The sequence below is a fragment of the Streptomyces sp. NPDC018263 genome (genome assembly GCF_055562575.1).
In genome coordinates, this window is the sequence record NZ_JBVHFA010000004.1 from 551,149 (window position 1) to 565,021 (window position 13,873).

The window sequence follows — 13,873 nt, forward strand, 5'->3', positions numbered from 1 at the left end:
GCGCCTGGTCAGCGGGGCGTCAACTGCCGGTGCCCCCGGGGTATCCGGTGATCTTCAGCGGGTCCTCGGGCTCCTCCAGCGGCGGCAGATCGGCCAGCCTGTCCCAGGGCACCTGGCTCTTGCGCAGGTCGGCCCGGACGCGTGCGGCGAGCTTCCTGGTGTCCCGGCGGTTCATGACCGCGCCCACGGCGGCGCCGACCATGAACGGCATGAGGTTGGGCAGGTTGCGGACCATGCGCTTCATGATCCGCTGGCGCAGTTCGCGCTTCATCCGGCCGCTGAGGGCGACGTCGATGGACGCCGGCTTCATCACGTCGATCCCGCGCTCCCCCGACCAGGAGGACAGATACGCGATGCTGCGGACGCGGAGGCCGCCCGGCGGGCGCAGGCCGTAGACCTCGTGGAGTTCGGCGATGAGTTTCAGCTCGATCGCGGCCACCCCGGTGATCTCGGCGGCCAGCTCGGTGGGCATGGCGGGCGGTACGGGGAGCATGGCGGCGGCGCCGATGCCGGCGCCGACCGTGGAGGTCCCGGCGGCCGCTCCGGCCACCAGTTTGTCGGCGAGCTGCTCGGGCCCGAGGCCCGGGAACTGCCGGCGCAGGGTCGCCAGGTCGCGTACGGGGACGCGCGGGGCGAGGTCGATGACCCGGTCGGCCACGTAGGCGAGTCCCGCGCGGGCGTGCGTACCGCCCCTGCGAGCGCTTTCTCGGGCCAGCAGGCGGGCGCGGGCGCGCATCGCCGCCGCACGGCCGGGGGACTCCCCCGTCCGGGCCGCGTCGATCTCGGACGCCGGTTCGAGCGAGGCCCCCGGTTCGGCGGGGCCCCGCTCGTCTTCGTCACGTGTGCCGTGCGAGCTCCTGAAGAGCCCTTTGTCCGCTCCCGGAAGGTGGAAGCGGCGCTTCCGCGGAGGGGTCGAGCCAGTCACGGCCGACCCGTCCTCAGTCGCAGTCGCGGCAGATCGGCTGGCCGTTCTTCTCACGGGCCAACTGGCTGCGGTGGTGGACCAGGAAGCAGCTCATGCAGGTGAACTCGTCCTGCTGCTTGGGCAGCACGCGGACGGCCAGCTCCTCGTTGGAGAGGTCGGCGCCCGGAAGCTCGAGGCCCTCTGCGGCCTCGAACTCGTCGACGTCCACCGCGGAGGTGGACTTGTCGTTCCGGCGGGCCTTCAGCTCTTCGAGACTGTCCGAGTCGACGTCGTCGTCGGTCTTGCGTGGAGTGTCGTAATCGGTTGCCATGTGTCGCTCTCCCCCTCTGGGTGTCTGCGGTGTCTTCAGCGCACGTAACGCGTGAGAGGCCGGACTTGTGCCCGACCTGAGGCGGAGATTTTGCCTCACATCAAGGTCTGTTACTCAATCGACACCCAACCCGGCCCCTCGTGAGTGATCGGCTTGGATGGCGGTGAGGACCGTACACGGTTCGAATGCCGCACCTCAAAGGCGCCTCATCGTGTACTTCCCGTGATCAGGAGCCTTGAAAACCCGGATTTTCCCGGCTTTCCGGCCCCCTTCATGATCACAGACAGTGCATGGCCGGAAATCCGCCCATGTGATTGATCACACAGAGAAAACCTCTTTCGGTGCTCGGAAAATTCCGCGCGAAGCGAACAACCTCCGCGAGTGTCCGGATCTGTGACAAGGGCGGTCACAACGGCAGCGTCACCCGCATCACCAGACCGCCGCCCTCGCGCGGAACGGCCGCGATGTGACCGCCGTGCGCCCGCGCCACGGACCGCACGATGGACAGTCCGAGCCCGACCCCCTTGTCGCTGCCCGTACGCTCCGTGCGCAGCCGCCGGAAGGGCTCGAAGAGGTTGTCGATCTCGTACGCGGGCACCACGGGACCGGTGTTGGCCACGGTCAGCACCGCGCGGCCGTGCTCGACCGCCGTACTGACCTCGACCCAGCCGCTCTCCGCCACCTCGCCGTCGCGCTGCGTCTCGTCGGGGACCACGTTGTAGCGCACCGCGTTCTGGACCAGGTTGAGCGCGATGCGCTCCAGCAGCACACCGTTGCCCCGCACCACGGCGGGCTCCAGTTCGCTGCGGATCTCCACGCTCCGCGCCTCGGCCTCGCCGCGCACCTGGTCGATGGCCTGCCCGGCCACCTCCGCCAGGTCCACCGGACCCCGCTCGACGATCTGGTTGTCGCTGCGGGCGAGCAGCAGCAGGCCCTCCACCAACTGCTCGCTGCGCTCGTTGGTGGCCAGCAGGGTCTTGCCGAGCTGCTGGAGCTCCACCGGGGCGTTCGGGTCCGAGAGGTGGACCTCCAGCAGGGTGCGGTTGATCGCCAGCGGGGTGCGCAGTTCGTGGGAGGCGTTGCCGACGAAGCGCTGCTGGGCGGTGAAGGCCCGCTGGAGCCGCTCCAGCATGTCGTCGAAGGTGTCCGCCAGCTCCTTCAGCTCGTCGTCCGGGCCGTCCAGCTCGATCCGGCGGGACAGGTCGGACCCGGCCACCTGGCGGGCGGTGCGGGTGATCCGGCCGAGCGGGGAGAGCACCCGGCCGGCCATCGCGTAGCCGAACGCGAAGGCGATCACCGCGAGGCCCAGCAGGGCCAGCAGCGAGCGGCTGAGCAGGTTGTCCAGGGCCGCCTGGCGCTGCTGGTCGACGCAGTGGCTGATCGCGGTGTTGAAGTCCTGGAGCGACAGGCTGGTGGTGTTGTTGATCACCGGGCAGTTGCCGCTGGAGACCCGCAGATCCTGATAGCCGACGATCTTGAACAGCGGCTGGTTGCCGGAGCTGATCGCCTGCGCGGCCAGCAGGTAGATGATCGACAGCAGCAGGATGCCGGCAATCAGGAACATGCCGCCGTACAGCAGGGTGAGCCGTATCCGGATGGTCGGGCGCAGCCAGGGATAGGGCGGCTGGGGGCGGGGGTCCCAGGTGGGCTTGGGGGGCGCCTGGGGCGGCGCGGGGGTGGCGGCCACGGGGGATCAGATCCGGTAACCGGAGCCGGGGACCGTCACGATCACCGGGGGCTCACCCAGTTTGCGGCGCAGCGTCATCACCGTCACCCGCACCACGTTGGTGAAGGGGTCGGTGTTCTCGTCCCACGCCTTCTCCAGCAGTTGTTCGGCCGAGACGACCGCGCCCTCGCTGCGCATCAGCACCTCCAGCACCGCGAACTCCTTCGGCGCGAGCTGGACCTCCTTGCCGTCGCGGAAGACCTCGCGGCGGTTGGGGTCGAGCTTGATCCCGGCCCGCTCCAGGACGGGGGGCAGGGGGACGCTGGTGCGGCGGCCGAGCGCGCGCACGCGCGCGATCAGCTCGCTGAAGGCGAACGGCTTGGGCAGGTAGTCGTCGGCGCCGATCTCCAGGCCCTCGACGCGGTCGCTGACGTCACCGGAGGCGGTGAGCATCAGCACGCGGGTGGGCATCCCCAGCTCCACGATGCGGCGGCAGACGTCGTCGCCGTGCACCAGGGGGAGGTCGCGGTCGAGGACGACCACGTCGTAGTCGTTGACGCCGATGCGCTCCAGGGCGGCCGCCCCGTCGTACACGACGTCGACGGCCATGGCCTCCCGGCGCAGTCCGGTGGCCACCGCATCGGCGAGCAACTGCTCGTCCTCGACGACGAGTACACGCACGTCGCTAGTCCTTCCTGAAGTCCACCCGCGTGGACCGCGCCGGGGCGCGGGCGGGCGGAGACGGCCGTGGGATCGGGCCTCCATCCTGCCCTTTTCGGCCATAAGTCGGCTGTAAGCCGGGGGCGGGGCCACGAGAAAGGGGGGTGACGGAGGGGACGGGACGAGAATGCCGGAATTTCTCCCGCCGACGAGGTTTCCGCGCGGAAGCGGGCGGGGAGGACGGCTTTACACCCCGCGATCACGCTCTGCATGTGCCGCAGCACCATGCGGTACTCCGCGATCACTCCGCGGAGCGGGCGCGGGTGTCCGGCACCGCCGCCGCCCAGCAGGGCAGCGCTGGGCACCCGCGGCGATGATCGCCCCTTCCTTGACCCGGCACACCCGTGCCACCGACCCACGACCCAGGACGAGGGGGCGCAGCATGGACGCTTTCACCACGGGACTTCTGCAGCGCATAAAGGCGACCGAGTCCGATCTGACGCGGGCGCGAGACGAGGGGGACGACTTCCTCGTCGAGGTGGAGCAGGGTGAGCTGGACGACCTGCGCCGTCTCGCCGCCGAGCACGGCGTCGAGGTCGGTGTCACTCCCGCCTGACCGGCCCGGAAACCTCGGCGGGACCCCGGCACGTCCTGTGCCCAGGGTCCCGCTCCCGTTTCATGGCCCCGAGGCGGTTCAGTCCCGCCAGGCGCCGAAGTCCCCCAGCAGCCGCTGGAGGGGCTCGAAGACGGCCGGGGTAGCGGCGAGCGTCAGCTCGCCCGAGGGGCGCTCTCCGGGCCGCCCACCGGTCACGGCGCCCGCTTCCCGCGCGATGAGGTCCCCCGCGGCCACGTCCCACGGGTTGAGCCCGCGCTCGTAGTACCCGTCGAGCCGGCCGCAGGCCAGGTCGCACAGGTCGATCGCCGCCGAGCCGCCGCGCCGGATGTCACGCACCAGCGGGATCAGCCGGGCCGCGATCTCCGCCTGCCGGGCGCGGACCTCGGTGACGTAGTTGAAGCCGGTGGAGACCAGCGCCTGGTCCAGCGGGGCCGGCGGACGGCAGGCCAGTGGCCGCTCGCCCTCCCACGCACCGGTGGCCCAGGCACCCCCGCCGAGCACGGCCTGGTAGGTCTCGCCGCGCATCGGGGCCGCGACCACACCGGCCACGGTCTCCCCGTCCACCTCGGCCGCGATGGACACGGCCCAGGTCGGCAGCCCGTAGAGGTAGTTGACCGTGCCGTCGAGCGGGTCGATCACCCAGCGCACCCCGCTGGTGCCCTCGGTACTGGCGCCCTCCTCGCCGAGGAACCCGTCGTCGGGACGGTGCCCGGAGATCAGGTCCACGATCAGCTTCTCGGCGGCGAGGTCCATCTCGGTGACCACGTCGACCGGACTGGACTTGGTCGCCGCCACCGCGAGATCGGCCGGCCGCCCGTCCCGCAGCAGCGCACCCGCCTGCCCGGCGGCCTCCTGGGCGAGGTGGAGCAGTTCGGTGTGGAGGGGGTCGGTCACGGGTCTCCTTACGCGTGGGGGGTGTCTTGTCGGTCAGGCCGGATCAGGGAGCGGCGTCCGGTGCCGTGCATCGCAAGGCGGAGGAGGGAGTCGATGCGGAGCGTCGGGGACCGACGACAACGCGGCGAGGTGCGGTGCCGGACGCCGCGAGCCCGGCGTGATCGACAAGACACCCCCCTAGCTGTCGGCGCCCGCGGCGGCGGGGCGGGGGGCGCGGGCCGGGCAGCAGCCGACCGGGCAGAGGTCGTGGCTCGGGCCGAGGGCGCCCAGGGCGCACCGGGTGGTCTCGCGGCCGCGCTCGGTTGCCGAGCGCTCCACGACCAGGTCCCGGACGGCGGCCGCGAAGCGGGGGTCGGCGCCCACGGTGGCCGAGCGGCGTACCGGCAGGCCCAGCTCCGCCGCCTTGGCGGTGGCCTCGGTGTCGAGGTCGTAGAGGACCTCCATGTGGTCGGAGACGAAGCCGATGGGGGCCATGACGACGGCCGGGACGCCGGCGGCGTGCCGCTCCTGGAGGTGGTCGCAGATGTCCGGCTCCAGCCACGGGATGTGCGGGGCGCCGGAGCGGGACTGGTAGACGAGCTGCCAGGGATGGTCGACGCCGGTGCGCTCACGGACCGCGTCGGCGACCAGCCGGGCGACTTCCAGGTGCTGGGCGACATAGGCGCCGCCGTCCCCGTGCTCCTCGGCGGGGCCGGAGGTGTCGGCGGCGGCGAGCGGGATGGAGTGGGTGGTGAAGGCGATGTGGGCGCCGTCGCGCACCTCGTCGGGGAGGTCGGCCAGCGAGCGCAGCACGCCGTCGACCATGGGCTCCACGAAGCCGGGGTGGTTGAAGTAGTGCCGGAGCTTGTCGACCCTGGGCGGCGTCAGCCCCTCCGCCTCCAGCGTGGCGAGCGCGTCGGCCAGGTTCTCCCGGTACTGGCGGCAGCCCGAGTAGGAGGCGTAGGCGCTGGTGGCGAGGACCAGCACGCGGCGGCGGCCGTCGGCGGTCATCTCGCGCAGGGTGTCGGTGAGGTACGGCTGCCAGTTGCGGTTGCCCCAGTAGACGGGCAGGTCGAGACCGTGGTCGGCGAAGTCCTTGCGGAGGGCGTCCAGCAGCTCGCGGTTCTGCTCGTTGATCGGGCTGACGCCGCCGAACAGGAAGTAGTGCTGCCCGACCTCTTCGAGGCGTTTTCTGGGGATGCCGCGCCCGCGCGTGACGTTCTCCAGGAACGGGACCACGTCGTCCGGCCCCTCGGGGCCGCCGAAGGAGAGCAGGAGGAGGGCGTCGTAAGGAGTGGCATCGAGCGCGTCTGGCATGAGTCGATCCTGCCATCCGCCACCGACAGGGAGGAAACGGCACGGGGACGGGCCGGGAAAGCGAGGGTTGGCGCCGATTCGTCCCGAGGGAAAAACGGCTGCGTTAGGTTCACCTAACTCGTAAGCTGTATCCACCCACTTCGCGCCTTACCGAGCAATCCAGACGGAGCCCCGCGTGCCCAGCCCCTACCGCGCCCTGTTCACCGAACCGGGCACCAAGAGCTTCTCCGCCGCGGGCCTCGTCGGCCGGATGCCGCTGTCGATGATGGGCATCGGCGTGGTCACGATGGTCTCCCAGCTAACCGGGCGCTACGGCCTGGCGGGCGCGCTCTCGGCCACCATGGCGCTCTCCGCGGCCGTGCTGGGCCCGCAGATCTCCCGTCTGGTGGACCGGCACGGACAGCGCCGGGTGCTGCGCCCCGCGACCCTGGTGGCGCTCACGGCCGGCGCCGCGCTGCTGCTCACCGCGCACTTCGGCGGGCCGGACTGGACGCTGTTCGCCGCCGCGGCCGGGGTCGGCGCGGTGCCCAGCCTCGGCGCGATGATCCGGTCCCGCTGGGCCGCGCTGTACGGCGGCGACCCGAGGCTGCACACCGCCTACTCGTTCGAGTCGGTCGTCGACGAGGTCTGCTTCATCTTCGGGCCCATCCTGTCCATCGGCCTGTCCACCGCCTGGTTCCCGGAGGCGGGCCCGCTGCTCGCGGCCTGCTTCCTGGCCGTCGGCGTCTTCTGGCTGACGGCCCAGCGCGCCACCGAGCCGGTGCCGCACCCGCGCGAGCAGCACGGCACGGGCAGCGCGCTGCGCTCCCCCGGTCTCCAGGTGCTGGTGGCGACCTTCGTGGCCACGGGCACGATCTTCGGCGCCATCGACGTGGTCACCGTCGCCTTCGCCGACGAGCGCGGCCACAAGAGCGCGGCCAGCGTGGTCCTCGCGCTCTACGCCGCCGGTTCGTGCGTGGCGGGCCTGGCCTTCGGCCTGCTGCGCTTCTCCGGTCCGCCGCAGCGCCGGTGGCTGCTGGGCGTGGGCGCGATGGCCATGAGTATGATCCCACTCCTACTGGTCGGAAACCTGGCACTTCTGGCCGCGGCACTGTTCGTAGCGGGGCTGTCCATCGCACCGACGATGATCACGACGATGTCCCTCATCGAAAAGCACGTACCTCGCGCGAACCTCACCGAGGGCATGACCTGGGTGAGTACCGGTCTGGCGGTCGGGGTCGCGCTCGGCTCCGCCATGGCGGGCTGGGTGATCGACGCGGCCGGCGCGCGCGCCGGGTACGGGGTCCCGGTCGCCGCCGGGGGCGCCGCGGTCGTGGTCGGTTTCCTCGGGTACCGCCGGCTGCGCAGGCCGGTCACGGGGCGGGGAGGCACCGTTGAGCAGCACGGCGAACGGGAAGCACGGAACGTGGCGTAACTGGGGCGGCAATGTCACCGCCCGGCCCGCCCGGCAGGTGACGCCGGCCTCGGTGGAGGAACTGGCCGCCGAGGTGCGCGCGGCCGCCGAGCGCGGGCAGCGGGTGAAGGCGGTGGGCACCGGGCACTCCTTCACCTCCGTCGCCGCCACGGACGGGGTGCTGATCCGCCCCGATCTGCTGACCGGCATCCGCGCGATCGACCGCGCCGCCATGACCGTCACGGTCGAGGCGGGCACCCCGCTGAAGCGGCTCAACGCGGCGCTGGCGCGCGAGGGTCTGTCGCTCACCAACATGGGCGACATCATGGAGCAGACCGTCGCCGGGGCCACCAGCACCGGCACCCACGGCACCGGCCGGGAGTCCGGCTCCATCGCCGCCCAGATCACCGGGCTCGAACTCGTCACCGCCGACGGCTCGGTGCTCACCTGCTCCGCCGAGCAGAACCCCGAGGTCTTCGCCGCCGCCCGGATCGGGCTCGGCGCGCTGGGCGTCGTCACCGCGCTGACCCTCGCGGTGGAGCCGCTGTTCCTGCTGGCCGCGCGCGAGGAGCCGATGCCGCTCGACCGGGTGCTGGCGGAGTTCGATCAACTCTGGGCGGAGAACGAGCACTTCGAGTTCTACTGGTTCCCGCACACCGGCAGCACCAACACCAAGCGCAACAACCGCAGCGAGGGCCCCGCGCGGCCGGTAGGGCGGGCGGCCGGCTGGTTCGAGGACGAGTTCCTGTCCAACGGCGTCTTCCAGGCGGTCCAGTGGGTGGGGCGCGCCGCCCCCGTCTCCGTCCCGGCGATCGCCCGCGTCTCCAGCCGGGCGCTGTCGGCGCGGTCGTACACCGACATCCCGTACCGGGTGTTCACCTCGCCGCGCCGGGTGCGGTTCGTGGAGATGGAGTACGCGGTGCCGCGCGCCGCTCTGGCCGAGACGCTGCGGGAGCTGCGGACGGTGATCGAGCGCTCCGGGCTGCGGGTCAGTTTCCCGGTCGAGGTGCGCACCGCCCCGGCCGACGACATCGCCCTGTCCACCGCGTCGGGCCGGGACAGCGCCTACGTCGCGGTGCACATGTTCCGGGGCACCCCGTACCAGGCGTACTTCAGCGCGGCGGAGCGCGTGTTCACCGCGCACGAGGGGCGGCCGCACTGGGGGAAGGTGCACACGCGGGACGCGGGGTACCTCGAAGGGGTGTATCCGCGCTTCACCGAGTTCACGGCGTTGCGGAACCGGCTGGACCCGGAACGGCTGTTCCAGAACGACTACTTGCGGAGGGTTCTGGGGTAGGGGGCGCCGATTCGGTCGCGCCCTCTGTGGGAGTGGGGGCCGGAGTGGCCGTGTCCTCGCCGGGCGCGCTGCTCGGGCCGTCGCCCGGGGTCCGGGTGGTCTCGGGCGTCGTCGGCCGGGTGGTGGAGGAGCCGCCCTCGGACGGGGTCTGCCGGTCGGGGTCCGTCGTACCGGACGGGGTGTCGACCGGGGTGGGGTCGTCGTTCCTGCGCTGGTGGTGGGAGTTGTGGCCGCCGACCGCGTCGCTGACCGTGGTGCCCTTGCCGCCGCTGAAGCTGCTGCCGGACACCGCCTCGTAGGCGGTGATGCCGCCCATGGTGACGCCGAAGACCAGGGCGGCCGCGAGCAGCGGGCGCTTCCAGCTCTTGACCTTCGCGCGGTAGACGGTGCCCTCGGTGAAGTCACCCGGCACCGGCTGACCGGCGTGCACCTGCGGACGGGGCCGGGTGGTGTCCCGCGCCTCGCGGAGCTGCTCGCCCGTGCGCCGGAAGAACTGCTGGAACACCGAGCCGCCGCAGGTGGCGACGATGCTGACCACTCCGGCGCCCAGGATCGTGCCGTACACCCCGAAGTAGGAGGCCATCTTGGCCGCCACGACGGCCGCGAGCGCGCTGCCCGCGACCTGGGGGACGTTCAGGTCGAATCGCTTCCGACCCGCATCGGGCGTTTCACGCATACCCGGAACCCGCTGCCTTTCCTTGCTCGGCGTCGACTCCTGTCGACCTGTGCCGAGTGAGGGACGTGCGGGCGAAACCATTAGTTCCGTTTCGCCGGATTGCGTGAACTTCGCCACGTTGGTGACCGCCGTAACCCGCCCACGGGCGGCCAAGTCGCACCCCCCGGCAGAAGTTGACGGGCGCGCCGAACGACGCCGATGGCCCGAATGGAGTACTGTTGCGAGCCCTGGGCACCGGTGTCCCATCGGGATGTCCGGAGCCCCGCAGGGCCGCCAGGAGGGGGAAAGTTGCACAGGGTGATGAAGTTCGTCACTCAGCGTTGCGAACAGGTAACCGTGCCATAACGGCGGTGCTCGGCTCGCGCCCGACACGCCGGGCAACTCGGCAAGGTTGTGGCAGGTTGCGCTCGGGCAGGCCACACTCGACTAGCGGAAGCAGCGACGCACGTGACGTCGGCAGGCACCATCCGGGAGGTCCCCATGCCCGAACTGCGTGTCGTGGCCGTCTCGAATGACGGCACACGGCTGGTGCTCAAGGCTGCCGACGCGACGGAGTACACCCTTCCGATCGACGAGCGGCTGCGCGCCGCCGTGCGCGGTGACCGCCCCCGCCTCGGCCAGATCGAGATCGAGGTCGAGAGCCACCTCCGCCCCCGTGACATCCAGGCGCGGATACGAGCCGGTGCCACCGCGGAAGAGGTCGCCCAACTCGCCGGCATCCCCGTCGACCGGGTCCGCCGCTTCGAAGGCCCCGTGCTCGCCGAGCGCGCCTTCATGGCCGAGCGCGCCCGCAAGACCCCCGTCCGCCGCCCCGGCGAGAACTCCGGCCCGCTGCTCGGCGAGGCCGTGCAGGAGCGGCTGTTGCTGCGGGGCGCGGAGAAGGACACCGTGCAGTGGGACTCCTGGCGCCGCGACGACGGCACCTGGGAGGTCCTGCTCGTCTACCTGGTCGCGGGCGAACCGCACTCGGCGAGCTGGACGTACGACCCGCCCCGGCGGCTCGTCCAGGCCGTCGACGACGAGGCGCGCTCGCTGATCGGTGAGTCCGACGACCTCGCGGTGGCGGAGCCCAGCTTCCCGTTCGTCCCGCGCATCGCCCGGCTGCCGCGCGACCGCGGCATGGACCGCGCGCTGGACCGGGTCGACCGTGAGCGGCCGAGCCTGCCCGCGCAGCCGTCCGAGCCCGTCGAGGAGAGCACGGGCGAACGCGACTCCCTGACCAGCCTGTTGGAGGCCGTGCCGAGCTTCCGGGGCGACCTGGTGGTGCCGGAGCGGCCGCCGGAGCCCCCGGAGGAGCCGGCCGAGGAGGTCATGGAGGAGGAGCCTCCGGCGCCCGCCGCGTCGGCCGGTTCCGCCTACGCGGACGTACTGATGCCCCGTGCCGTCTCCAGCCACCGCGACCGGCTGACCGGCGCGACGGACCGTCAGGCCGAGGCCGACGGGGTGCGCCCCGGACGCCGGGCCGCCGTGCCGAGCTGGGACGAGATCGTGTTCGGCACCCGGCGCAAGAAGCAGGAATAGCCGGAGCGGCAGGACCGTAGGGGTGGAGCGCGCGTGCGCTCCACCCCTCGCGTCTGCTCAGCGCGGGTCCGGCCCCACCGCGACCGGGCGGGACGGGTCGTTGGACCACTCCGACCACGAACCCACGTACAGCGCGGCCGGGATGCCCGCGATCGCCAGGGCCAGCGCCTCGTGGGCGGCGGAGACGCCGGAGCCGCAGTAGACGCCGACCGGGGTGTCGCCGGAGACGCCGAGGGCCTTGAAGCGGTCGCGGAGGTCGGCGGCGGACAGGAAGCGGCCGTCGGGGCCCACGTTCTCCATCGTCGGGGCCGACAGCGCGCCCGGAACATGGCCGCCGACCCGGTCGATGGGCTCGACCTCGCCCCGGTACCGCTCCCCCGCTCGCGCGTCCAACAGCACGCCGGAGCCCGCGAGTTCGGCCGCGCTGTCCGCGTCGAGGACACCGGCCGGCTCCGGCAGGGGCTCGAAGTCGCCCTGGGCCGGGACGGGTACCTCCGTGGACAGCGGGCCCTCCCATGCCGTCAACCCGCCGTCGAGCACCCTCACGTCCGGGTGACCCGTCGCCCGCAGCAGCCACCAGGCGCGGGCGGCCGCCCAGCCCTGGCCGCCGTCGTACACGACGACCGGGGTGCCGGTGGAGACGCCCGCGCGGCGCATGGCGGCGCCGAACTCCGCGAGGTCCGGCAGGGGGTGGCGGCCGCGCGGGCCGGGGGGCGCGGCCAGTTCCCGGTCCAGGTCGACGAAGACCGCGCCGGGGAGGTGGCCGGCCTCGTAGGCGGCGCGGGCGTCGAAGGCGGGGGCGTCCGGCGCACTCAGTTGCCAGCGCACGTCCAGCAGCGTCGGCGGGGTGGGTCCGGTCAGGTCCCCGGCCAGTTCGGCGGCGGTGATGATGACTGTCATGGCGCCATCCTCGCGCACGGGGTGGCCGCCACGCCCGGCTGCCACTACTCTGCTCGGCCGGACAGCCCCGATCACACGGCGTACCGTATCGGGCACACACTGTGCGTTCGGCGGTACTCGCCGGTCATCGCCCGCGGGGCGAACGGCGGCCGACCGGACCTTCCGCCTGGACCGCGCGCCGCCACGTACCGGTGGCGGCGCGGGCCCTCAGGCAGCGGATGCGACACGGCCCCCAAGAGGGACCGGAGAGAGAGTGAGCGATGACCGAGGCACCGGAGTCGGCCGGCCCGCGAGCGCCGCACGCGCCCGGCACGCCGTGCTGGGTGAGCCTGATGACGCGGGCGGCGGACGCCGCCGAGGAGTTCTACGGGGCCGTGCTCGGCTGGGAGTTCCGGGCCGGGCCGCTGGGCCGCCCGGTGCGGGCGTCGCGGGGCGGCCGGGATGTGGCGGTCATCAATCAACTCCCGCCGGACGCGGGGCTGTCGGCGGCCTGGACGCCGTATCTCGCCTCGGACGACGTGGACCTCACCGCGGAGCGGGTGCGGCTGTCCGGCGGCACGGTGGCGGTGGGGCCGCTGGACGCGGGGGAGAACGGCCGGGTGGCCATCGCCGCCGACCCGTCCGGCGCGGTCTTCGGCTTCTGCACCGTCTGGGCCCACCCCGTCCCGCCGGGCGCCGGTGGACCGGGCCTGCCCGCCTGGACCGAGCTGCGGACGGTGTCGGCGGTGCGCGTGACGGCGTTCTACGCGCGGGTCTTCGGCTACAAGGCGGAGCCCCCGTCGGCACCGGACCACATCACCCTGCGCAGCGGCGGCCGCCCGGTGGTGGCCCTGCGCGGAATGGGCCACGGTCTCCCCCGCGCCCTGGGCGCGCACTGGCTGCCGCACTTCGAGGTGGCGGACACCGACGCCACGGTCCGGCAGGTGCTGGACCTCGGCGGCAGCCTGCTGGAACCGGTCCAGGACGGCCCGTACGGCAGAGTGGCCACGGTGGCGGACCCGCAGGGGGCCCGGTTCGGCGTGGCACGCAGGGTCGGGACCGTGCCCCGGCCGCGCGGGTAGGTCAGCCCGAGGTCACCGGCAGGACGTCCGGGGAGAGGGCGCCGGCCTGGGCTCCGGCGGCGGTCATCCGGCGGCGGTGGTGGCGGCGGCACAGGACCTCGTAACCGACGGCCGTGGCGGGGCGGTTGACGTCGCCGACCACCACCTGCTCGCCCTCCACGACCATCTCGCCGCCGACGGTGCGGGCGTTGTGCGTGGCGCGGGCGCCGCACCAGCACATCGCCTCGACCTGGAGCGTCTCTATCCGGTCCGCGAGCTCGATCAGGCGCTGGGAGCCGGGGAAGAGCTTGGTGCGGAAGTCGGTGGTGATGCCGAAGGCGAAGACGTCGAGGTCCAGGTCGTCCACCACGCGGGCGAGCTGGTCGATCTGCTCGGGGCCGAGGAACTGGGCCTCGTCCACGATCACGTAGTCGACTCTGCCGCCGCGCGACATCAGGGCGACCACATGGCCGTACAGGTCCATGCCCGGCATCGCCTCGACCGCGTCGGTGACCAGGCCGAGGCGGGAGGACAGCTTGCCCTCGCCGGCGCGGTCGTCCCGCGTGAAGATCAGGCCCTGGAGTCCTCGCGCCGAGCGGTTGTGCTCGATCTGCAGAGCCAGGGTCGACTTCCCGCAGTCCATCGTTCCGGAGAAGAACACCAGCTCGGACATGAGGGG

Annotated in this window: 14 protein-coding genes; 5 read left to right on the top strand and 9 right to left on the bottom strand. The window is 72.6% G+C overall.

From position 1 onward, the window contains the following. Positions 1-19: 19 nt before the first annotated feature. The 4 genes from ACZ3HQ_RS14870 to ACZ3HQ_RS14885 all read right to left on the bottom strand — a co-directional run bounded on the left by ACZ3HQ_RS14870 (position 20) and on the right by ACZ3HQ_RS14885 (position 3,582). Positions 20-925: a hypothetical protein gene (locus ACZ3HQ_RS14870; protein WP_467510864.1), complete on the bottom strand. Its 906-nt coding sequence runs from the start codon at positions 923-925 to the stop codon at positions 20-22. A gap of 13 nt (positions 926-938) precedes the next feature. Continuing rightward, the gene (locus ACZ3HQ_RS14875) at positions 939-1,235 is read right to left on the bottom strand and encodes a DUF4193 domain-containing protein (protein WP_005481602.1); all 297 of its coding nucleotides are present in this window, start codon (positions 1,233-1,235) and stop codon (positions 939-941) included. Positions 1,236-1,641: 406 nt separating this feature from the next. Beyond that, positions 1,642-2,922 (bottom strand): sensor histidine kinase, encoded by a 1,281-nt coding sequence (locus ACZ3HQ_RS14880; protein ID WP_467510866.1) that lies wholly within the window; start codon positions 2,920-2,922, stop codon positions 1,642-1,644. A gap of 6 nt (positions 2,923-2,928) precedes the next feature. Next, the gene (locus ACZ3HQ_RS14885; RefSeq protein ID WP_007387794.1) at positions 2,929-3,582 is read right to left on the bottom strand and encodes a response regulator transcription factor; all 654 of its coding nucleotides are present in this window, start codon (positions 3,580-3,582) and stop codon (positions 2,929-2,931) included. A gap of 421 nt (positions 3,583-4,003) precedes the next feature. Between ACZ3HQ_RS14885 and ACZ3HQ_RS14890 the strand changes: the two genes are divergently transcribed. Next, positions 4,004-4,177, top strand: a complete 174-nt coding sequence (locus ACZ3HQ_RS14890; RefSeq protein ID WP_165425622.1) for a hypothetical protein — start codon at positions 4,004-4,006, stop codon at positions 4,175-4,177. A 78-nt stretch (positions 4,178-4,255) separates the two neighbouring features. Here the strand turns inward: ACZ3HQ_RS14890 and ACZ3HQ_RS14895 are convergent, their stop codons facing one another. After that, entirely contained in the window at positions 4,256-5,071 is an 816-nt protein-coding gene (locus ACZ3HQ_RS14895; protein ID WP_467510868.1) for an inositol monophosphatase family protein, read from the bottom strand. A 177-nt stretch (positions 5,072-5,248) separates the two neighbouring features. Then, positions 5,249-6,367: a ferrochelatase gene (locus ACZ3HQ_RS14900; RefSeq protein ID WP_467510870.1), complete on the bottom strand. Its 1,119-nt coding sequence runs from the start codon at positions 6,365-6,367 to the stop codon at positions 5,249-5,251. A 175-nt stretch (positions 6,368-6,542) separates the two neighbouring features. On the opposite strand from ACZ3HQ_RS14900, the gene ACZ3HQ_RS14905 reads away from it, so the two are divergent. Both ACZ3HQ_RS14905 and ACZ3HQ_RS14910 read left to right on the top strand, forming a co-directional pair. Further along, positions 6,543-7,781 (top strand): MFS transporter, encoded by a 1,239-nt coding sequence (locus tag ACZ3HQ_RS14905; RefSeq protein WP_467510872.1) that lies wholly within the window; start codon positions 6,543-6,545, stop codon positions 7,779-7,781. Continuing rightward, positions 7,741-9,057 (top strand): D-arabinono-1,4-lactone oxidase, encoded by a 1,317-nt coding sequence (locus tag ACZ3HQ_RS14910; protein ID WP_467510874.1) that lies wholly within the window; start codon positions 7,741-7,743, stop codon positions 9,055-9,057. Before ACZ3HQ_RS14905 ends, ACZ3HQ_RS14910 begins: the two co-directional genes overlap by 41 nt. On the opposite strand, the gene ACZ3HQ_RS14915 is transcribed toward ACZ3HQ_RS14910, so the two are convergent. Beyond that, positions 8,984-9,733: a hypothetical protein gene (locus ACZ3HQ_RS14915; RefSeq protein WP_467510876.1), complete on the bottom strand. Its 750-nt coding sequence runs from the start codon at positions 9,731-9,733 to the stop codon at positions 8,984-8,986. The genes ACZ3HQ_RS14910 and ACZ3HQ_RS14915 overlap by 74 nt on opposite strands. 480 nt (positions 9,734-10,213) lie before the next feature. On the opposite strand from ACZ3HQ_RS14915, the gene sepH reads away from it, so the two are divergent. Continuing rightward, the gene (gene sepH, locus ACZ3HQ_RS14920) at positions 10,214-11,254 is read left to right on the top strand and encodes a septation protein SepH (protein ID WP_467510878.1); all 1,041 of its coding nucleotides are present in this window, start codon (positions 10,214-10,216) and stop codon (positions 11,252-11,254) included. A 57-nt stretch (positions 11,255-11,311) separates the two neighbouring features. On the opposite strand, the gene ACZ3HQ_RS14925 is transcribed toward sepH, so the two are convergent. Next, complete coding sequence (locus tag ACZ3HQ_RS14925; RefSeq protein WP_467510880.1) at positions 11,312-12,154, bottom strand: sulfurtransferase; 843 nt, start codon at positions 12,152-12,154, stop codon at positions 11,312-11,314. Between the two features lie 260 nt (positions 12,155-12,414). Here ACZ3HQ_RS14925 and ACZ3HQ_RS14930 point away from each other — a divergent pair, with 260 nt between their 5' ends. Further along, positions 12,415-13,215 (top strand): VOC family protein, encoded by an 801-nt coding sequence (locus tag ACZ3HQ_RS14930; protein ID WP_467510882.1) that lies wholly within the window; start codon positions 12,415-12,417, stop codon positions 13,213-13,215. Between the two features lies 1 nt (position 13,216). Here the strand turns inward: ACZ3HQ_RS14930 and ACZ3HQ_RS14935 are convergent, their stop codons facing one another. After that, a complete protein-coding gene (locus tag ACZ3HQ_RS14935) occupies positions 13,217-13,867 on the bottom strand; it encodes a thymidine kinase (protein WP_467510884.1) in 651 nt (216 codons plus the stop codon). Positions 13,868-13,873 lie beyond the last annotated feature (6 nt).

Bases quoted from the DNA above. Each gene is read 5' to 3' on its own strand.
- ACZ3HQ_RS14875 (WP_005481602.1), bottom strand. From the start codon at position 1,235: ATGGCAACCGATTACGACACTCCACGCAAGACCGACGACGACGTCGAC.
- ACZ3HQ_RS14890 (WP_165425622.1), top strand. From the start codon at position 4,004: ATGGACGCTTTCACCACGGGACTTCTGCAGCGCATAAAGGCGACCGAG.
- ACZ3HQ_RS14900 (WP_467510870.1), bottom strand. From the start codon at position 6,367: ATGCCAGACGCGCTCGATGCCACTCCTTACGACGCCCTCCTCCTGCTC.
- ACZ3HQ_RS14915 (WP_467510876.1), bottom strand. From the start codon at position 9,733: ATGCGTGAAACGCCCGATGCGGGTCGGAAGCGATTCGACCTGAACGTC.
- sepH (WP_467510878.1), top strand. From the start codon at position 10,214: ATGCCCGAACTGCGTGTCGTGGCCGTCTCGAATGACGGCACACGGCTG.
- ACZ3HQ_RS14925 (WP_467510880.1), bottom strand. From the start codon at position 12,154: ATGACAGTCATCATCACCGCCGCCGAACTGGCCGGGGACCTGACCGGA.
- ACZ3HQ_RS14930 (WP_467510882.1), top strand. From the start codon at position 12,415: ATGACCGAGGCACCGGAGTCGGCCGGCCCGCGAGCGCCGCACGCGCCC.
- ACZ3HQ_RS14935 (WP_467510884.1), bottom strand. From the start codon at position 13,867: ATGTCCGAGCTGGTGTTCTTCTCCGGAACGATGGACTGCGGGAAGTCG.